This window comes from Cellulophaga sp. 3_MG-2023, from assembly GCF_030546975.1.
In the GTDB taxonomy this organism is placed as follows: Bacteria; Bacteroidota; Bacteroidia; order Flavobacteriales; family Flavobacteriaceae; genus Cellulophaga.
Window position 1 is genome coordinate 577,747 of record NZ_JAUOPS010000002.1, and the last position, 21,282, is coordinate 599,028.

Consider the following 21,282-nt stretch of genomic DNA (forward strand, 5'->3'; position numbering starts at 1 on the left):
ACTCAGAATTATGAAAAAACCAAAAAATGAACAAAGTAGAAATTACTTTTCCTTATTTAATAAGTTGTTTTTATTGCAACTTATTTTATTTAGTTCATTAGTAATACCATTACAAGCTAGCGCTAATGACAATACAACTTTAAACACACAAGAAAAAACAATTACAGGTAGCGTATCTGATGATATGGGACCAATGCTTGGTGTTAGTATTGTTGTAAAAGGAACAACTAACGGAACAACAACAGATTTTGATGGTAATTACAGTATAACAGTAGATGGCAATGATACTGTTTTAGTATTTACATATATTGGCTACAAAACACAAGAAGTAACTGTAGGCAGTAAATCTACCATTAATTTAAAAATGGAAACAGATGCTGAAAACCTAGAAGAAGTAGTTGTTTTAGGATATACAACAAGAAAAAAAGGAGAAGTTACTGGCTCTGTTAGTGCTATTAAAAGTGAAGATATAGAAAAAACGTCTAATAAAGATTTAGCTAAATCTTTAGCAGGTAAGGTGTCTGGCTTAATTGTGAATGATAGAGGTGGTTATCCTGGATCTACAGGAGACGTATCTTTATTAATTAGAGGTAAATCTACCTTAAACAATAACTCACCCTTAATATTAATAGATGGTGTAGTATCAGGATCTTTTTCTCAATTAGCTCCACAAGATGTAGCATCTATTACAATACTTAAAGATGGTGCTGCAGCAATTTATGGTGCAAGAGCAGCAAACGGTGTAATTTTAGTAACTACTAAAAGAGGTAAGTCTGGAAAACCAAGAATTAACATCTCATCATCATATAACTTATCATCATTTTCTGTAAGACCAGATCTTATGTCGTCTGAACAATATGCGATTTATGAAAATGAAATTACAGATAGGTTAGGACAAGCTCCTCGTTTTACACAAGAACAAATAGACAATTACGCAGCAGGAACAGATCCTATAAATTTTCCAAGTACAGATTGGAGCGATTTAACTTTTGCTAAAACATCTCCAGAGTCTAGAAACTCAATCTCTATTTCTGGTGGTAGTGAAAATGTAAAATATTTTGTTAGTGGTGACTTTATAAAGCAAGTAGGTTTATTTAAATCTGGCGATTTAAAATTTAGACAAAACCAAGTACGCTCTAACTTAGATATTAAAATTACAGATGATATTAAATTAGGTGTAGATATTTCTGGAAGATTTGGAAACACACAAGAACCTGGTGTAGATGCAGGTTTTATTTACAAGCATATTTATACTAATGAGCCTACAGAAGTTGGCATTTACCCAAATGGTTTACCTGGTTGGGGTGGCGAAAACGGAGCTAACCCATATGTAATGTCTAGTAACGAGTCTGGCTTTTTAAAAAGAATAGACAATACTTTACGTGGACGTTTTTCTTTAGATTGGGACTTAAAAAAAATAACTCCAGGATTAACATTTAAAACCTTTGTTGGTATACGTAGACAAAATAACGATCAGAAATCATGGTACACACCATGGACAGTATACACTTACCAAGGAGATACAGGAGAATATGTGCCATCTACAGGTAAATCTCAAAGAGGTGGAGAAAGAATACTTAGAGAAGGTTTTTGGAAATTTGATGAAGTACAAGCAAACGCAACATTATACTATAAGAAAAAGCTAGGAGAAAACCATTCTATAAGCACCTTTGTAGGTTATGAGCAAGCACAATCTGAACAAAGACAGTTTTGGGCTCAACGTCAAGGTTTTCCAACAAAAGAACACACAGAATTATTTGCTGGTAGTGATGATGGGCAACAATCATACGGAACATCTCAAGAATGGGGAAGAGTTAATTACTTTGGATCTTTCTCTTACGATTACAAAAAGAAATATTTTGTAGACTTTACAATTCGCCATGACGGTTCTAGTAACTTTGGACCTGGCAAAAGATATGGTACCTTCCCTGGTGTTGCAGCATCATGGGCAATTAACAAAGAATCTTTTTTAGACAATGCAGATTGGTTAACAGATTTAAGACTAAGAGGATCTTGGGCAAAAATGGGTAACGACCGTATTGGAGCTTTTCAATACTTAACACGTTTTGATTATGGAGGACCAACTAACACTGCTAACCCAAATTTTTATGTATTTGGAGCTCCTGGTGTTAGCTACAATGGTTACACACCAGACAATGTACCAAACCCTAACATTACATGGGAAACAGCTTATATGAAAAATATTGGCTTGGCTTTCTCTATGTTTGACAGTAAGCTAACAGGTGATTTTAATTACTTCTATCAAAATAGAGAAGATATATTGGTTACAAGAGCAGCTGCTATACCAGATGCAGCAGGTTTAACTTTACCTGCAGAAAATATTGGTAAAGTAGATAACTTTGGATGGGAACTAGAACTTGGTTGGAGCCAGCAAGTAACAGATAACTTTAGCTATAATATTGGTGGTAATGTTACCAAAGCAAAAAATGAAGTTGTTTACTTAGCAGAAGCTGAAGACGTACCAGAATGGAGAAAAAGAGAAGGATACTCTATAGACTCTTACATTACATACCCTACTGCTGGTATTTTTAGAGACCAAGCACAAGTAGACGCTACAGATGTTAAACTTAATGGTACTGTAGAAGGTGAGCCTATTTATCTAGATACAGATGGCAACGGAAAAATAGACGCTAATGATAGAGTAAGAGATTTTAGCTCTAACATACCACAAATACAATATGGTGTATTTGGAGGATTTAAATACAAAAATTTTGACATGAGCTTCCTTTTTCAAGGGCAAGCAGAAGCTAAAATGTTAGTATTTTTTGATCAGGCTGGAGCAAAACCAGAATATGTATTTAACCAAAGATGGACACCAACAAACAGAGACTCTAAATACCCAAGAGCTTTTGGGCAAAGTGATAGTTTTAGCGGAAACCAAAGTGGTAATTCTGCTAATTTTCAAGGAGCAGATTTATACTTAGAAGATGCATCTTTCTTAAGACTTAAAGAAATAGAAGTTGGCTACACCATACCTAAAGACAAAATTAAATTTTGTGACATTAAAATATTTGCTAAAGGCTTAAACTTATTTACAATGTTTTCTGATGTTTACAAGCTTGGCTTAGATCCAGAGGCAGCAGGTTACAACAACTTTATAGGTAGTACATACCCATCTTTAAAAACATATACGTTAGGTGTAAACTTTAGTTTCTAATATAAAAAAATACAGATATGAAAAATTTAAAATTAATATACGCGTTATTGACAATTGCCGTAATTAGCTTATCTAGTTGTAATGATGTATTAGATGTAGAAGCTAGAGATGCTTTTGCAGAAGATCTAATATACAATGATCCAGAACAGCTAGAAAGACTAGTATACACCGTTTACAACAGTACAGAAAGCTGGGGAGTAAACAAAAGACAATGGTGGGGACGTAGATTTAATTTAGAAGTAGGTTCTTACGAGGCTATTTTTAACTTTAAACTATTAGACCAGTTTAGACTAAGAGCAGGTATGACGCCTGGTACTGTTGGTATGCTAAACGGAAAATGGGATAACTATTGGGATTATGTGCGTTTAGCTAATGAGTTTTTAGACAAAGTAGATGATAGTGCTGCTATGGAAAAAGACCCAGAAACAGTAACTCTTTTAAAAGCCGAAATGCGTTTTTTACGTGCTAATATCTACAGTAAGTTAATTCGTTTTTATGGCGGAGTACCAATTTTAGAAAATGCTTTAGGTTTAGATGATGATTTTGCATTAACACGTAACAGTTATGAGGAGTGCGTAGATTTTATTGTAAGTGAACTAAATGATGTTGCAACAGTTTTACCTGAAACAAGATCTAGCGGAGAATTTGGTAGAGCTACCAAATTAGCAGCTTTAGCTGTAAAATCTAGAACATTATTATATGCAGCTAGTAAATTACATGACCCTGCATTTGCACCTAGCAACGATCCACTTTATGTTTACACAAAACCTAACAAATGGCAAGATGCTGCAGACGCTGCAAAAGCAATAATAGATATTGTTGGCGCTAGAGATTTAATTGCCGTAGCAAATGCAAAAGAATATCAGAACTTATTTTTATCACCAAATGAAGATATTCTATTTGCCAGACCATACAGTGCACTTTATTATGATTTTGGTACCGATACCAATTCGCTTCCAGACCAGACTTTTTCTCCTAGCGGATATAGTGGCTGGGCATTAGCTGCACCAACACATAACTTTGCTTTGCAATTTAATATGGCAGATGGTACCACAACTAATGATGCTGGTTTTGATCCTAATAATCCTAACGATGGTAGAGAAATGAGATACTATGCAGACCTTAATTACAACGGTGCAGAATTTAGAGGTCGTAAAGTACAATATTTTTTATCTGAAGATGTAACTGCAAACCCTCATGGGTTAGATTCACCTGAAGGATTAGGAAACAAACAACACTCTTCTAAAACAGGATACAATATTAGAAAGTTTCAAGATGAAAGTGTTGGTACATTAAATGAAGAAGGTATGATTGATGGCTTAACTGGTATATCTCCAGAACGCCCATACATTTTATACAGACTAGCAGAGGTATATTTAAACTATGCAGAGGCACAATACCATTTGGGTAATGAAGGTGTTGCTACAACTTATTTAAATAAAGTTTCTAGCAGGGCATTACAGCCAGCAATAACTGCAACAGGAAATGATTTATTAGAAGCCATAAAAAGAGAAAGACGTATAGAACTTTGTTTTGAAGGTCACAACTTTTTTGATGAAAGAAGATGGATGAATGAAGATCACTTAGGTTTTGATGTAAAAGGACTACAGTGGACAAAAGCAACAGACGGCACAGAAACAAGCCAAGAAGTAACAGTAGTAGAAAGACCATGGTTAACACAACATTATTACTTGCCACTACCAGCATCTGAAGTAGAAAAGGCACCAACAATGTCACAAAACTTTGGATATTAATATAAAAGTTAGTTTAGTTCTCAATTGTTTGAGTTAGTTTATTTGTAAACTATAAAGAGTCGTACATACAGTACGACTCTTTTGTTTTATACAGTAGTTTAAATAGAGTTTATATAATTAACCAAATTTACATCCCTGTCTATCTTCATTTTTTTACGTAATCTATGCCTTGCTACGTGCACACTACCAATAGAAATGCCTAGTAAATAAGCCATTTCTTTACCACTAAAATTTAACTTAATTAAGGCACACACTTTTAAATCTGCAGAACTTAAATCTGGAACTTTATGTTTTAAACGCTCGTAAAAGCCTTCATTCTGAGCTAAAAATCTATTATTAAAAGACTCCCAAAGTGTAACAGAACGTTTTCTTATCAATTTTAAAATTACTGGTGTTTTAGTAGTTGTGTTTTCTTTTTCTATATAATCACTTAGTTCTTTTATTACTTTTTCACGTTCTATTAATTGTAGCGTATTAATCATTAACTCACTATTTTTAATTGCAATCTGCTCATTAGAGTCCTGCTGTTTTTTCTGGTGTTTTAAAAACCGTACCCTAGACCTAATTACTAATGCTGCTATTATTAATAAAAACACAATTACAAAAAACAAGATTCTAAAACGCAATATTTCTTGTGTCTGGCTAGCCAACTCTAATTTTTGTTGGTTTAGTATTTTATTCTTTTCGTTTAGTTGAACATTGTAATGATTATGAATTGTCAAAAACCCCTGATTGCTATCGTTCCTAGGATTAAGATACTCATCATTAATATCGTTAGCTTTACGTAAATTAATATATGAATTTTTATAATCTTTAAGTTTATATAATATACTTGCATATTTTGCATACACATAGCTCATATAAAAAGTTAATTCCCCTTCAATGTCTTTTATAACTAGTGCTTTTTCATAATACTGTTTTGCTAATTCTAGATTGTTTTTCTTTCTGTAAATTTTTCCTAATCTTGCGTAAAGCACAATTAAAAAACTCTTGTGTATAGATGCCGGACTTTCATCAATAATTTTTTCAGAGCTTATTAATAATTTTAAGGCTTCATTTAAGTTATTATTCTTTTCTAATATAGATGCTTTTTTCTCATTTAAATAAGCCTTATAAATTGGGTTTATTTTTGTTTTAACAGCAATCTCTTCACAATTAGCAATATATTTTTCTAGCATTTTTGTGTTAGATTTTCGCTGATAATACAAGGCTAAATTATAATTAGCACTATACATCTCAGAAAGCTGAATTTTATTTTTATCAAAAGAAATTCTATAAAAAGTATTTGCTTTTTTAAAGTTGTCTCCCGCTAAATCATCTTGTTTAAAAAGGTAATTTAAGTATCCTAATTCTTCATTTGATTTGGCCATTAAAAGAGTATCTTTTATTTCTTCTGCCATTAATAAAGCATCACCTCCGTACCTAAAAGCATCACTATAATTAAGATTAACACGCTCTAAAAAACATAAATTTAGCAACCTATTAATTGCCTTAGAAGAGTCTTTATTTTTTAAAGCAGCATCATACTCTTTTTTAATATCAGTTACACTACTGTTATAATAAACAGCACGCTTTTTAACATCTACCTTAAATGCATGAAATTGTTGCGCCTGTAAGGTGCTTATAAGCGACGCATTAAGTAACACAAAAAAAACAATAACAATATTTAAGCGCAATAACCCCCTGTAAAACATAAACTTAAACACATTTTAAATAATTAATAACCTTTTTTAAAGTTAAGTAAAAAAAGACACTAAAACAGTAATGTTAAGTTTTTGTAAGGTGATTTTTTAGTCCTTTTATAAGAGTTTGTTCTAGATTTGAGAAGACTCACCAACTCAATTTAGAATGAAAAAATTAATTAAAATAATCTGTTTTATTTTGATAACAATTAGCTGTTATTCTCAAAAAAAAACTAATATACTTTTTATTGCAATAGATGATTTAAGACCAGAATTGGGTTGTTACGGATCTAACATTGCCATTACTCCAAATATAGACAAACTAGCAAGCGAAGGTTTATTGTTTAACAATGCATATTGCCAACAAGCAATCTGCGGACCATCTAGAGCAAGTTTGCTTACAGGCATACGGCCAGAGACAAGTGGTGTTTATCATAACTACATAAAGTTTAGAGATGTAAATCCGGATGTAGTTACCCTACCACAGCAATTTAAAAATAACGGTTATGAAACTGTGTATTGTGGTAAAATTTTTCATCATGGAGATTTAGATGATGAATTGTCATGGAGCAGACAACCTGCAATAGATAGTATGCTTGTAAAAAACATTAAAAGACCTGGCGGTTTTGCTTTAGAAGAAAATAATAAAAATAGAAAAGAACAAAGAACTAAAATGATTGCCAAATATGGTGAAGTAGCCAAATACGGATTGGCAATGGGTCCGGCTTATGAAAACGCAGATGTAGAAGACAATGAATATTTAGATGGGTACAATACCGAATTAGCCATTGCAACTATGAAAGAAATGAGCGCTAAAAGCAATACCCCATTTTTTCTTGGATTAGGATTTAACAAGCCACATTTAAACTGGACATCTCCAAAAAAATACTGGGACCTATACAGCCCAGACAAAATTAAATTAGCATTAGAAAAACAAGGACCAAAACAAGGTGCAGAAATGGGCTTACACGCTTCTTTTGAGTTAAGAACTAGAAGCGGCATACCAAAAAAAGAAGAAATTAGTCGCGAGCAAGCTCTTAAATTAAAGCACGCATATTTGGCTTGTGTAAGCTATGTAGATGCTCAAATAGGAAAAATAATAACCGAGCTAGAGAAAGAAGGTTTAAGAGAAAACACCATTATTATTCTTTGGAGTGATCATGGCTACCATTTAGGAGATATGGGAATTTGGGGCAAAGCCACAAATTATGAAATTGCAACTAGAGTTCCTTTAATTATTTGGACACCAGATATGCCTAGCAAAAATAAAGATAAAAAAACCGATGCTTTAGTAGAGTTGGTAGACATTTACCCTACCCTATGCGACTACGCAAATATACCAGTGCCAAATTATGTAGAAGGGTATAGTTTTAAACCATTAATAAATAACCCTGCACAAAAATGGAAATCTGCTGCTTTTAGTCAGTTTCCTACTCCTGCATTAAGAGAATGGGGAGCATACCCATTAAGACCCGCAATGAAAGAAACTTTTTTTGGGCCACTAATTAAAGATGTTGAAGACAGAATAATTAACCAGCAAAAAGAAAATTGGGATAGAGACTTGTTTGAAAATAAACTTATGGGATATGCAATGCGCACAAAAAAGCATCGATTTATTGTATGGAAAGATAGAGACAACCCACAGAAACAACCTCTTTTTATAGAATTATATGATCATGATAATGATCCGTTAGAAACTACAAATATTGCCAATGTTAAACCAAAACTAGTAAAAAAACTAATGACAAAGTTTAATAAAGGATGGCAAGGAAATAGACCAAAAAAATAAACCAAGCTACTTATTATACAAAATACTGAATTATGGAAAGAAGAGATTTTTTTAAAAAAGGAACTAAAGCTGCTGTTGCTGCTAGTGTTATTCCTATGATAACAACAGCACACTCTGGCCCAGAAGATATTGTTTACAATAGAGATACTGACAAGTGGTATCATTTAGGAAGTGGCAAAACAGGTATGCCAAACAGAAAAAAAACAGCAACCTATGACGTAGTTGTTATTGGTGGTGGTGCAGCTGGTATTAGTGCCGCAGTTTCATCTGCTCGTAACGGATCTAAAACCGTACTTGTACAAGACAGAGCTGTATTAGGCGGAAATGCATCAAGCGAAATGCGAGTACATTTAAACGGTGTAAACAGATTAAAAAGTGGCAAAGCAGAAAGAGAAACGGGTATTATTGAAGAAATGTTGCTTTTAAACAGGTTTTATAATGAGCAAGAATCTTTTCCTGTTTTTGACCATGTCTTATACGAGTTTGTAACCCGCGAGCCAAACTTAACACTAATGCTAAATACACAAGCAATAGAAGCTGTTATGGATGGCAACAAAATTACGGCTGCAATGTGTTGGCAATCCTCTACAGAAATGCTGTACACACTTAATGCTTCTATTTTTATAGATTGTTCTGGAGATGGCTTACTTGCAGCAACCGCAGGAGCAGAATACAGAACAGGAAGAGAAGCAGCATCAGAATTTAATGAAACCTACGCGCCAAAAGTTGCAGATGGATGGCAAATGGGAGCCACATTATTAATGTCTTCTGTAGATATGGGAAAACCTATGAAATATAGTCCACCATCATTTGCAATAAAGTATGATTTTGAAAAAGCACATCCTAAACGCAAATTTGCTGGTTTCCAAGACGGACTTTGGTGGGTAGAGCTTGGTAGTGATAATGATATTATTGCAGATTTTGAAAAAAACAGACATCGTTTAATGGGTTATTTGCACGGAGTATGGGATTTTATTAAAAATTCCGGGAAATTTCCTGAGGCAGAAAACTTAGCTTTAGACTGGGTTGGTTCTTTGCCTTGCCGTAGAGAATCTCGTCGTTTTATAGGAGATTATATTGTGTCTGAAAAAGATTTAACAGAGCACAAACATTACCCAGATGCAGTTGCTTTTGGTGGTTGGCCAATAGACGAACACATTCCTGGAGGCATAGATAATATCTCTGAACCACCAACTCATTTTCATTACCATTTTCATAATATTTATGAATTTCCGTTTAGAAGTTTATACTCTAAAAATATTTCTAATTTAATGTTTGCTGGTCGTAATGCTAGTCAAACCCACATAGCATTATCATCTAGCCGTATAATGGCAACTTGTGCACTAATGGGGCAAGCTGTTGGTACCGCAGCCAGTATTTGTACTAAAAAGAAAATATTACCCAGAGAAGTGGGCAAAAACCATATAAACGATTTGCAAGAACAATTGCTTAGAGATGATGTTTACATACCTAAAAGACCTGCAAATGACCTTAAAGATTTAGCCAAAAAAGCAAGCTTAATTTTTGCTTCTACAACTTCTTCTGGCGATGCCAAACTACTTACCAACGGAATTTCTAGAGATATAGATGGTAAAATTAACCATTGGATGTCTAAAGGCTTACCTGCAGAATTACAATTAGAGTGGGATGCACCTACAGCATTGTCTGCCGTAGAAATAAAATGCGACACAAATGTAAACCGTAATATCATGATGCGTAAAGACAGTAGAAATGATGAGTTATTTACAAATGGTGTACCAAAAGAAATGGTAAAAGCTATTAAAATTGAAGGAAGGATAAATGGTAAATGGACAGACTTAGGAGCTATTGACAATAACCAAACTAGGCTTATTAAATTTAAGTTTAACAGTAGTAAAGTAACCGCTGTTAAAATAAAAGTATCAGAAACCTACGGAGCTAATGATGTAAAACTGTTTGAGGTTCGTTGTTATAAATAATTATGCTAAATAAACTACATATACTTATTGTGATTTTCTTCTTGATTTTTTTTCAAAAAGAGAATCACAATAATCTTAACAACATAGAGCACAAGGTTACTATTCATCATCCTGGAGAAAAAACACCTGTTAATACGGTATTAACCCAAGTTAAAGATAAAGCTGGTTTTACTACAGGGTATTTTATGGATGTAGAATCTGTAATATGTTTAGAAAATGTGTGTAAAATAATGCCTGTACGTTTACATTGGGATGACATAGGTAATTACCAACGTTACGAGCTTGAAGAATTAGCTACCCTAGAAAAATATGAAGCAGATGTGTTTACTGCTAACGACTACAAAAAACTACACCGTATTCTTTTAAATAAAAACTCGCCATTTAAAGAGGTTTTTATAGACGATATATTAACCGTAGAAAATGAACTTAGTACTAATGTAGACGCAATATCTGGTGCTACAGCTTTAGAACTAGACACCAAAGATACAGTGCCCGGAGCTGCGCTTACCTGTTTTACTCTATGGCATTGGGCAAACGGAGATGTAGTTACTACCATACAACAATTAACCGCTAAAACTGCTTCTGCAAAACAATTAGCTGCTTACATAAAAACCAAAAAACCTACGTATTACGCCTTGGCTTTAAAAGAACTAACCCACAGAAAACTATATAAAAAAACGTATTTAGAAGCTATTTTTAAACATATTAATAATACAACAGCAATTGTAAAACCAACAATTACTTATTTTGAAAGCGCTACAAAAAACATCTATTTTAAAAATATAAAAAAGTTATTTATTAAAGGAAATTCTGAGCAAAAAATAGCGGCTTTAAAATCTATTACAACAACAAGTAAACAAGCAACTCCCACTTATTTAGAAAGCATTAGCAGCTATGCAAATACATTACAAACTTACCAAGAAGTAGATGCTTTAATACATATGCTAGAAGAAAAACAATACTTCTCTAACCAAACGGCAAACAACCTAACTCCTTTACTAAACGGAGATTTTTTAACTGCAAGGCGTGTATACTGGTTTTTATCAAACAAAAAGCTAAGCAACACACAAAACAAAGCAGTTATTAAGTTTAAAAAATTATACAAGAACAAAATATAAACTTCTTCCCTACCGTTTAAACCATCAATCTTTAGAAAAAAATACAAACTTAAAGTTATGTACTAATTAAACTTTAGGTACATTTATTAGGTTATAATATGTGACTATATAACTAACATACTTAAAAAACTAGAAACAACTACTAAAACGTTATATGTTAATTAATTAGAAAGTTTTTTAGATTTGAGAGAATAACCTTATTTTTGTGACCTAAATAACTTACCTTTAAGGTGATAAACACCCAGTTATTAACTAATAAAAGATTGTAAATGAAATAAAATTAAATGTTCTTTTTAACCGTTCTTCTTTTCCCCAAAAGAGGTTTTATAATATTTGAACACTATTATAGGTAAAAAAGAAAATATACAAACCTAAGAACTTTAACCTATGAAAATGAAGAACTTACTACAGATTTCTGTATTTGTGCTTCTGTTAACTAGTTGCTCCCCATCTAATGAGTCATTAGCAGACAAGTACAAACAAAACGGAGAAACCGAAAAAGCCATAGAATACTACAAATTGGCTATTGAGGACGGCAGCACTAGGTCTATGAACAAGTTAGCCCTACTCTACGTTAACAACCACAACCTTAGCGAAGCTAAAAAATACTATAAGATGAGTTTTGAGCAAGGCAATAGTTCTGCTGCTCAAATATTAGCATCTTTGTGCGCCAGTAATGAAGATTATGAAGGCACCATAAAATATAGTAAAAAATTAGCAGATAACGGAAACTTAGATGTGGTATACAATTTAGGAAATGCTTATTTAAAATTAAAAAAGTACGACCAAGCTATTAAATACCTAGAGTTAGACTCTACATCTGTTTTTACTAAAAACCTATTAGGAGAAGCATATTACAAAAAAGGAGATTTAGCAAATGCCGAAAAAGTATGGAAATCTGCTGTAGACAACCATAAAAAAGGACGCGCAAATTCTCATCAAAAATTATTAAAACTATACCTAAAACTAGGCAAAACAGAGCAATACAATAAATACAAAAACATATAGTGTAATTGTAGTTGGCAAGCTATTGACTAATGTACAATATAATGTACAAAACATCGTTTAAAGGTATGTAAAGTCCTGTGAAATACGTTTTTTTCGTTTTTTACAACCTACTGTAAGTAAAAAAAGCTACTACCTATGATAGCACCAAAAGAACATATTAAAGAACGAGAAAGGTTAGATTCTCTACAATCTTACTCTATATTAGATTCTTTACCAGAGTCTGACTACGATAACATTACAGCTATAGCCGCAGAAATCTGCAATATGCCTATGGCTATGATAACGTTTATAGATAAAGATAGGCAGTGGTTTAAGTCTAGCTATGGTATAGATGTAGATGAAATGGACAGACAAATATCATTCTGTGGGCACGCCATACACAAAAACAATCAGGTTTTTATGGTACCAAATACTAGTGAGGACGAACGTTTCCATGACAACCCATTGGTAACCGGAGACACTAGTGTAATGTTTTACGCAGGCGTACCATTTACTACAGAAGAAGGTTTGCCTCTAGGCACATTATGTGTTGTAGACCAAAAACCAAACACACTTACAGAGCATCAGCAAAAATCTTTACAAGCACTATCTAAACAAGTAATGAACTTGCTTAGCCTTAGAAAAAGTAAAAGAAGATTAGAAGAAGAGCTACAAAAGCAAGAAGAAAAAAATGTAGACCTAGAACGCTTTGCCTTTATTGCTGCTCACGATTTAAAGTCTCCTTTAAACAACGTATCTAGTTTAACAAGTATGTTTTTAGACATATATGAAGCTAAAATAGATGATGAGGGCAAACAAATTTTAAAGATGATTATAGACTCATCAGACAAGTTAAAAGGCTTAATAGAGGGTTTGTTAGATTACAGTAGAAGCGAAAGTATTTTAGGTAAAAACAAAGTAGACGTAAAAGTAGAAACTGTTAAAAACACCATTTTTGGACTCTTTTCTTTTGAACAAAATATAGATTTTACCCTAAAAAATACAATTACAGACTTGTATCTTAATGAAACTGCATTAGACCAAATATTAATAAACTTGGTAACCAATGCCATTAAATATAATGATAAAGAACAAATAAAAATAGAGCTAGGTGTATCTGACTCTGATACTCATTACCATTTTTATGTATTAGATAATGGCCCAGGAATACCTACAGAAAAGCAAGAACAGATATTTAAAATATTTGAAGTTAATGCCAACCAAGACAAATACGGCGTACGTGGTAATGGTATAGGTTTGGCTACAGTAAAAAAAATAGTGGAAAAATCTGGTGGCAGCATTTATGTAACCTCTAAAGTTGGCGAAGGAGCAAAATTTAGTTTTAGCATAAAAAAATAAAAACTTTAATTATAAGTAAAGTTGTAGCCATACAACAAAGGCCTTGGTATTTTACCAAGGCTTTTTTTATACATACAAACTATACACGTATTAACACCAAAAAAGTAATAAAATGGCACAACCATACATTTTATTTTTTGCCGTAAAAAAACATTTATAAATTGTAAGAAAAATAAACTAAAAACTAAAATGTGCGTTTACACAGCCATATTGGAGGAATAAACACAATTAATTGCGTTTATTTATAGTTGTACTGCATTGAAAAACAAATTTTATGAGTAAAAAATATCCGAAAGGTTCTGAATGGAGAAAATGGGATTTACACGTTCATACACCTTCCTCAATTTACCATAGATATGGTGCAGATACTGAAGAAACTTGGGAAAAATATATTGACGATTTAGAAAAATTACCTTCTGATTTTTCAGTATTAGGAATCAATGATTATTTCTTCATTGATGGCTATGAGAGACTTGTTAAAGAAAAGACTACTAACGGTAAACTTAAAAACATTGACCTTTTATTACCTGTTGTTGAATTTAGAATTGAAAAATTTGCAGGAATCGATTTCAGACAATTAAAGAGAATCAATTTACACGTTATTTTTTCTAACGAATTACCTTTAGAAACTATCAAAAGTCAATTCTTACAAACTCTTGAACAAAGTTATTTTTTAGAAAATGGAGAACAATGGACAAGAGCAATAACAAAAGAAAGCGTTCAAGAACTTGGTGCAAAAATAAAGAGTAATGTTCCCCCAGAGCAATTACATAAATATGGTACTGATTTAACTGAAGGATTCAATAATTTAAATGTAAAAGAGGATAAGATTTTCGAAGCGTTACAAAAAGATTGTTTCAAAGGAAAATACCTAATTGCTATTGGAAAAACAGAATGGGGTGATTTAAAGTGGACTGATGCGTCTATTGCGACTAAAAAATCAATAATTAACAAAGCGGACATTGTTTTTACAGCTTCTGAGTCCATTGAAGCTTATCATAAAGCCAAATCACAACTAACAGCTCAACAAGTAAATGATATACTTTTGGATTGTAGTGATTCGCATTATTTATCCACAGAAACTGACAAGGATAGAATTGGTAACTGTTTTACTTGGATTAAAGCAGACCCTACTTTTGAAGGATTAGTTCAAATATTATATGAACCAAATGAGAGAATAAAAATCTCTGATAGCAATCCGAATTTAGAATTTGATAAACCTTACATCTCAAATATCACAATTAATGATGATGTAAACGTATTTCAAGATGAAGAAGATTTAAGTTTTTCAAAAAATGAAAGCATACCTTTAAATCAGAACCTCGTTGCAATTATCGGAGGACGTGGGGAAGGGAAAAGTATGCTTACAGATTATTTAGCCAGTAGTTTTATAGGCCAAGAACATTCTAAAGAGGGTGATTTCAATAAAAATGGTGTTGTTAATTTATCATATCATAAGTCGAATCAAAGTGAGGAGGATATTATAAATTTTGACTTGACCGAGGATAAAAAAGCTGTTGATTTCATTTACATCAATCAAGGTCGTCTAAAAAACTTAGTTGAAAAGAAAGACAAGCAATTCCAACTTGCAAATTCAATCAGACGATTAGCCAAACTAAAGCAACCAGAATTTAATACAGAGTTAGACAAGAAAATTCGTGAATCGATTAATGAGTATCACGAACTGGAGAGGTTCTTCAAACAAAAGGATGAGGATAATAATTTAATAAACTCAATAGAATATTTAGAAATTCAAGAAAAATCAATTAACGATTTCATTAGCAATATCACTACTAGTGAAAATAAAGATAAACTTGAAAAATATTCAGAGAACTTAAGGCTTAGAAACAACTTAAACTCTAAGCTGAAGGAATTATTGGAGTTAGAAAACGAACTTAAAAATGCTATTGAAGAACTCAATTTAAAAATCATCAAAACAAATGGAGATTTAAAAAGAATATCAATTATTGAATTGAATTCTTTACAAAAACAATTTGACGAAATCAACAATTGGAAAGGTGAACTCGAAAAAGAAATAGCATCTATATCTGTAACTATATCTGTTGTTAAAGAGGAATTCAAGGATTACAAAGGTGACCTAACAACGCTTTTAAATGACATTGATAAATTTCAAAAAAGCTTATCTGAAATTCGTGAAAACATTGCTGTCTCAAAAACTAGAAAAGAAAGACTTGAAAGTTTGAAAATATCAATTTTCGAAACGACAGACGATTCTAATTCAGTAATAGACAAGATGAAGCTTGACTATGACAACCAAGTCTTTGAGCTTATTAAAAGTTGGGATGAATTTAAGGATGTAGATTCAAAAGACACCTTAAATCCCTCTCAAAAATCTATAATGAAAAACCTTTTAACTGACCTTGAAATTGAGGTTAAAGTAGATTTTGATGTTTCAAAATTCTATGATGAAATATATCATTGCATAGATGGAGCAAAATGGAGAATTAAAGGAAATAAAGAAGCTCAAAAAAACTCCTTTGAAATTCGAGACTTAGATACGTTTTTTGAATTTCTTAGAAACAGATATCTTGAATTTTATCATTATTATGGTATTCATAGTAAAACTTTTAAAAACAAACTCTTTGACGAACTAGAAAGGAAAAAGTATTTAAAAGTATTTCCGATACTGAAGTACAAAGGCAAGGATTTAAACAAAATTTCTGTTGGACAAAAAGGAACTGTTTATTTAAAGATGATGCTCGCAACAGAAGCTTTTTCTAAACCAATAATTTTTGACCAACCAGAAGATGATTTAGATAATGAGTTTATTATGCAAAATCTGATTGGGCTTTTCAAGGAATTAAAGCAATACAGACAAGTGATTATTGTTACACATAATGCAAACTTGGTTGTAAACGCAGATGCAGAACAAGTAATTGTCGCTTCAAATCTTGATGGAAAACTTAATTACACTAGCGGAAGTCTTGAGGATAATGAAATAAATTCTAAAATCTGTCAAATCCTTGAAGGTGGAGAAATTGCATTTGAAAAAAGAAGAAATAAATATCAAAAAATAGGATAAAAAACGCCTTACAACAATGGCTATAATTAATACGGGTTTTGGTGCTGAACCCAAAGTTTAGGTATATTTAGAATGTCCGCCAAATCTTTTGGATTTGGCTTTTAATAATGAAAAGATAAAAACAAAAATAAAAAGCTTTGGCTAAGTGCTTAATCGAAAGTTTACTACTTTTAATTCCCTTACTAACCATAGCCGAACCGTTACCACAATTATGAAAAAAACTTTTTTGCTTATTTTATTATTTTGTTTTGCAATCGTTAGTTCTCAGAATATTTATGATTATGAAAAAGAAATTAGCAATAAAGAATACTATGATTTTAAAGAAATTGATTTTGAAAATACAAATGATAATTTAAAACTTTCTGGAACCTTAATAACACCAAAAACTGTTTTTGAAAAAATAGTAATTATAGTACCTGGAAGTGGACGAGACACAAGACACTCTCATTTTGTGTTAGCAGAAGAATTTTTAAAAAACAATATTGCCGTTTACAGATTTGACGAGCGTGGAATTGGAAAATCTGAAGGAGATTATTCTGAGTTAGCGGGAGATTTGTCAACTGATTTAAGCTACGCATTAAAGGAATTACAAAAACAATTTCTCGATAAAAAATTTGGAATAATAGGACACAGCCTTGGTGGAATTGCAACTCTTAATGTTATTAATAATGATTTAGATTTCGTCATTTTAATTGAAACACCAATTATAAAAAATGGAGCTTTTCTAGTTAACCAATTTGAAAGGAATTACGAAAGTAGTATTCCTGAAGTAATGCGCAAGGAAAAAACCAAAACAGAAATTACGTCATTTTTGAAAGGATATATAGACTTAATAAGTAAAAGCACACCTAATTCTTGTAAAAAGGAAATAAAGAAGTATATCAGAAAAAAAGGATTTAATAAAAGGTTTATAGTATTGTTAAAAGACACTTTTTTAGTAGAAATGGCTAGAACTAATTTAGAAGATACAGTTAAGGATCTTTCTATAAAAACTTTATATCTTACAGGAACAAAGGATAAAATTATTAATCACAAGCAAGAAGTTGATTTAGTCAAATCTTTTAGAAATCCTAATATTGAAATAAGAGAATTTGATAGTCTGAATCATTATTTAACCAATAGAAATGGTAAAGTTGGCTCATCACTTTACGAAATGGATAAAGAACCGCTCAATATGATTATTAATTGGATAATAGAAAAATAACTGTCTACAACATTTTACTAAAAATCAAAAACCCTCTTAAATTGACCATTAGAAAAAGAAATATTGGATTAAAAAAACAGAACGCAGATGGACTTTTCATTCAAACACAACTGTTACGCAGATGGACTTTTGCCTTAATACTTTTCATTTCACTAATTTCTTGTAAAAATGTAAAAACAGAATCGAGTTGCGGATTTGAGTTCTTTGAAAAAACAAGCGGATTTAAGTTTCCAAAAAATATTTTAATAATTGACTGTTACGATAGTTTAGAAGGAATGATATGGGTGCATCTAGAATTTGACCCGAAAACCGCATCAGAGTTCATTATACAAAACGAAATGCATCAATATTCTGATAAGATAGAAAACGAACTCTTTAAACTACATGGCTCAGAGGATGACCAAATGATTAAAAGTTTAACAACTTTTATGAATGACAGTATTCAACCGATTACTAAAAATCAACATACATACTTAAAGACAATTAAAAGAGAGCATCAGTATGTAATTTATATTATTAATAAAAATAGCGGATATTTTTGGGGACTAATACAATATCCTGATTGGGGCGGAGAATAAAAACGTTGGAAAAAAAAGTCTACACGTAATGCAGGTTTTAGTACTTAACTCAAAGTTTAGTGTATTTTTATAAAGTCTACCAAATCTTTTGTTTTGGCTTTTAATAATGAAAAGATAAAAACAAACAAAAACATTTGGCTAATCACTTAAACGGAAACAAAAGTGCCTTTTTATTCCCTTACTAATCATAGCCAAAGCCGTTAGGGGCAATTCCACTCATTTCCAAGAAGAATCGGTTATTTTGAGGAAACGTTTTACAAGAATTAAAAAATTTACAATAATCAAATTAACAAAAAGTTACTCAAGATTTGAAAAACCAATTAAAAAATTAAACACAAAATGAAATTAATAGTATCAATTTTTTTATTATTCTTAACAACAAATTCTTTTTGTCAATCTCACTCATTTTATTCTAAGCCAGATACCTTAATCATAAAATCTAAAATATTTGATACAGAACGAAAAATAACGGTTAGTTTACCATTAGATTATGAAAAAATAAAAGAACCAAAAAACCTTATCGTTTATGTAGATGGCGATAATGAGGAAATTACTGGAACAATTTTACAAGCAACGAATAATTTATATCTATACGATGATATTCCTCAAAGTATTTTAGTAGGTATTTTTCACCAAGACAGAAATGAAGAATTGGTAGAAAAAAAGAAACTTTTTAAGTTTTTAGATAGTGAAGTCATTCCAATGATAGCCAATAAGTACAATATCAAAAAGAAAATTACTATTGTGGGACATTCCTTTGGTGGTTATTTTTCAACTTACTGTTTCTTGAAAAATAATACAGTTTTTAATAATTGCATATCTATAAGTCCAGCGTATTGGCCAAATGATTCCGACATTTATGACATTGTAAAAAAAGAACTTGAAAAAGAATCAAAACTAACTGGTAATCTCTATCTAGCAATTGGCGACAAAAGATGGGATGACATTTCATTACGTGAAGATTTTTTCAAATTCACAACCATTTTAGAGAAAGGAGACAATAATATCAACTTTCAATACAATGATTTGGTTGGTTTTAATCATAATTCTTCACCGACTGTTGGCTTTGGTTTAGGTTTAAATTTTTGTTTTGATCAACTAGAATGGAATAGCGTTATTATCGACCAAAATAATCGAATAAAGTCATTTCCCGATTTCTGGCAACATTACGAACTAAAAGCTGACGCACTAAAACACCTCGAAAAATATAAAGAAGCAAACGAAGCCTATAAAGTAGCTTTAAACAAACTAAAATTAGATAAAGAAGTTTCAGTTTCCGACAAAGAAAAAATTGAAAATAGATTACAAAAGAAAATGAAAAAATAGCAGAAAACTACCTCTAACACCGAATATAATTTATTGCTAGTTCTAGCCTACTTACGAAAATCCTCACAGATTTTCTATTCGGTTTGTATTTGCTAAATTAGGTGCTCAAACCACGCAACTAATCTTATATAAACACATTGGCATTCATTTAAAAACAACCATATGGAAAAAATATTTATTACTCAAGACGGAATATGTCAGATTTATCCCGACAAGATAGTATTGTCTAAAAAAGGTATTTTCGGGAATATGAATAAAGCAAGTCTAACCTTAAATAGAGTTAAGACCATATTAGTTTATGGAATATTTAGCATAATAGCTTTAAATATAGCCATTAAAACCTATACTACTGGAAGCACATCTTATGCTATAGGTTTAGGATTATTAGGTTTAGTACTTATATATATTATGATAAGCAAACTGCGAAACTCAGACAAAACCGTAATAGAAAGAAAGTACGTGAAAGGCATCACTTTTAAGGAAGAAAAAAAAGGAATAACTCTACCTCAATTTAAGGTTAAATTTGAAAATAAAAATGGAAATCTTGATTTAATTTCTATTCCCTTGACAAGTTCATTTTTATCTTCAGATGGACAAGACAATATTGAAAAAGCCATTAAAATAATGACCGAAGCAGAATTATTGAGCAGTTAAAAAAACAAATACCAACAATGGCTATACTCAATGCGGGTTTTAGTACTTAACTCAAAGTTTAGTGTATTTTTATAAAGTCTACCAAATCTTTTAATTTGGCTTTAAAATAACAAAAAATTAAAACAAAATAAAAAGTTTTACTAAATGTTTAACAGGAAATTCATTACTTTTAATTTCCGTACTAACCATAGCCGAGACGTTGTGTGTAATTTAACAAAACCGATAGAAAACTAATGAGCGAAATAACTTTACCATATCACTTAATAATTCCAAGCCTGATTTCAATAATAGCTTTGGGAGTAATATTTCTTAAAAGAAAAAAGTTATTCGCGAATGGGAAATGGAAATGGTTTTGGATAAGCACAACTGTATTTTTAGGACTTTATCTTCTGATTGTTGGAGGAGCGACTTATTCTGACTTTACATCGGAACTGACTCTACAAAAATTTGACTTAAATAAAGACGGATTTTTTAGCGGAAATGAAATTACGCCTGAACAGCAAGAAGCAATGAAAAATATGACAAGTGATACTGGAAGAAATTTTTCATTTATAACTGGATTAATTTTTTCTGGAATTATTGCGCTCTTTGTTTTTGGAATTGGAAAAATAACTGAATTAATAAAAAAGAAAAAAATGATGGCATCTTAATT

The 21,282-nt window shown here is 31.6% G+C and carries 14 protein-coding genes; 13 read left to right on the forward strand and 1 reads right to left on the reverse strand.

Annotated elements, in window-relative coordinates; all coding sequences use genetic code 11:
• Positions 1–10: 10 nt before the first annotated feature.
• Both Q4487_RS07450 and Q4487_RS07455 read left to right on the forward strand, forming a co-directional pair.
• Positions 11–3,178, forward strand: a complete 3,168-nt coding sequence (locus Q4487_RS07450; protein ID WP_303540476.1) for a TonB-dependent receptor — start codon at positions 11–13, stop codon at positions 3,176–3,178.
• A gap of 17 nt (positions 3,179–3,195) precedes the next feature.
• A complete protein-coding gene (locus tag Q4487_RS07455) occupies positions 3,196–4,932 on the forward strand; it encodes a RagB/SusD family nutrient uptake outer membrane protein (RefSeq protein WP_303540474.1) in 1,737 nt (578 codons plus the stop codon).
• Between the two features lie 98 nt (positions 4,933–5,030).
• Here Q4487_RS07455 and Q4487_RS07460 read toward each other — a convergent pair whose 3' ends face one another.
• On the reverse strand, positions 5,031–6,578 hold the full coding sequence (locus Q4487_RS07460; RefSeq protein ID WP_303540472.1) for a tetratricopeptide repeat protein: 1,548 nt from the start codon (positions 6,576–6,578) through the stop codon (positions 5,031–5,033).
• A 202-nt stretch (positions 6,579–6,780) separates the two neighbouring features.
• Here Q4487_RS07460 and Q4487_RS07465 point away from each other — a divergent pair, with 202 nt between their 5' ends.
• The 11 genes from Q4487_RS07465 to Q4487_RS07515 all read left to right on the forward strand — a co-directional run bounded on the left by Q4487_RS07465 (position 6,781) and on the right by Q4487_RS07515 (position 21,280).
• A complete protein-coding gene (locus Q4487_RS07465; RefSeq protein WP_303540470.1) occupies positions 6,781–8,403 on the forward strand; it encodes a sulfatase in 1,623 nt (540 codons plus the stop codon).
• A 32-nt stretch (positions 8,404–8,435) separates the two neighbouring features.
• A complete protein-coding gene (locus Q4487_RS07470) occupies positions 8,436–10,361 on the forward strand; it encodes an FAD-dependent oxidoreductase (RefSeq protein WP_303540468.1) in 1,926 nt (641 codons plus the stop codon).
• A gap of 2 nt (positions 10,362–10,363) precedes the next feature.
• On the forward strand, positions 10,364–11,479 hold the full coding sequence (locus tag Q4487_RS07475; RefSeq protein WP_303540466.1) for a hypothetical protein: 1,116 nt from the start codon (positions 10,364–10,366) through the stop codon (positions 11,477–11,479).
• A gap of 393 nt (positions 11,480–11,872) precedes the next feature.
• Positions 11,873–12,487, forward strand: coding sequence for a lipopolysaccharide assembly protein LapB (locus Q4487_RS07480; RefSeq protein ID WP_198519395.1), 615 nt, complete (start codon positions 11,873–11,875; stop codon positions 12,485–12,487).
• A gap of 135 nt (positions 12,488–12,622) precedes the next feature.
• A complete protein-coding gene (locus Q4487_RS07485; protein WP_303540463.1) occupies positions 12,623–13,825 on the forward strand; it encodes a GAF domain-containing sensor histidine kinase in 1,203 nt (400 codons plus the stop codon).
• A 274-nt stretch (positions 13,826–14,099) separates the two neighbouring features.
• A complete protein-coding gene (locus tag Q4487_RS07490; protein WP_303540461.1) occupies positions 14,100–16,868 on the forward strand; it encodes a TrlF family AAA-like ATPase in 2,769 nt (922 codons plus the stop codon).
• Between the two features lie 211 nt (positions 16,869–17,079).
• Positions 17,080–18,072 carry an alpha/beta hydrolase gene (locus Q4487_RS07495; RefSeq protein WP_303540459.1) on the forward strand — a complete coding sequence of 331 codons (993 nt, stop codon included), beginning with the start codon at positions 17,080–17,082 and terminating at the stop codon, positions 18,070–18,072.
• Positions 18,073–18,113: 41 nt separating this feature from the next.
• The gene (locus Q4487_RS07500) at positions 18,114–18,650 is read left to right on the forward strand and encodes a hypothetical protein (RefSeq protein ID WP_157811058.1); all 537 of its coding nucleotides are present in this window, start codon (positions 18,114–18,116) and stop codon (positions 18,648–18,650) included.
• 339 nt (positions 18,651–18,989) lie between these two features.
• Complete coding sequence (locus Q4487_RS07505; RefSeq protein ID WP_303540457.1) at positions 18,990–19,976, forward strand: alpha/beta hydrolase; 987 nt, start codon at positions 18,990–18,992, stop codon at positions 19,974–19,976.
• A gap of 162 nt (positions 19,977–20,138) precedes the next feature.
• Positions 20,139–20,630, forward strand: a complete 492-nt coding sequence (locus Q4487_RS07510) for a hypothetical protein (protein ID WP_303540455.1) — start codon at positions 20,139–20,141, stop codon at positions 20,628–20,630.
• Between the two features lie 233 nt (positions 20,631–20,863).
• Complete coding sequence (locus Q4487_RS07515; RefSeq protein WP_100893977.1) at positions 20,864–21,280, forward strand: hypothetical protein; 417 nt, start codon at positions 20,864–20,866, stop codon at positions 21,278–21,280.
• Positions 21,281–21,282 lie beyond the last annotated feature (2 nt).

Coding starts and splice junctions, on each gene's coding strand:
- Q4487_RS07480 (WP_198519395.1), top strand. CDS start 11,873: ATGAAGAACTTACTACAGATTTCTGTATTTGTGCTTCTGTTAACTAGT.
- Q4487_RS07495 (WP_303540459.1), top strand. CDS start 17,080: ATGAAAAAAACTTTTTTGCTTATTTTATTATTTTGTTTTGCAATCGTT.
- Q4487_RS07450 (WP_303540476.1), top strand. CDS start 11: ATGAAAAAACCAAAAAATGAACAAAGTAGAAATTACTTTTCCTTATTT.
- Q4487_RS07455 (WP_303540474.1), top strand. CDS start 3,196: ATGAAAAATTTAAAATTAATATACGCGTTATTGACAATTGCCGTAATT.
- Q4487_RS07515 (WP_100893977.1), top strand. CDS start 20,864: ATGAGCGAAATAACTTTACCATATCACTTAATAATTCCAAGCCTGATT.
- Q4487_RS07470 (WP_303540468.1), top strand. CDS start 8,436: ATGGAAAGAAGAGATTTTTTTAAAAAAGGAACTAAAGCTGCTGTTGCT.
- Q4487_RS07485 (WP_303540463.1), top strand. CDS start 12,623: ATGATAGCACCAAAAGAACATATTAAAGAACGAGAAAGGTTAGATTCT.
- Q4487_RS07475 (WP_303540466.1), top strand. CDS start 10,364: ATGCTAAATAAACTACATATACTTATTGTGATTTTCTTCTTGATTTTT.
- Q4487_RS07510 (WP_303540455.1), top strand. CDS start 20,139: ATGGAAAAAATATTTATTACTCAAGACGGAATATGTCAGATTTATCCC.
- Q4487_RS07465 (WP_303540470.1), top strand. CDS start 6,781: ATGAAAAAATTAATTAAAATAATCTGTTTTATTTTGATAACAATTAGC.
- Q4487_RS07505 (WP_303540457.1), top strand. CDS start 18,990: ATGAAATTAATAGTATCAATTTTTTTATTATTCTTAACAACAAATTCT.
- Q4487_RS07490 (WP_303540461.1), top strand. CDS start 14,100: ATGAGTAAAAAATATCCGAAAGGTTCTGAATGGAGAAAATGGGATTTA.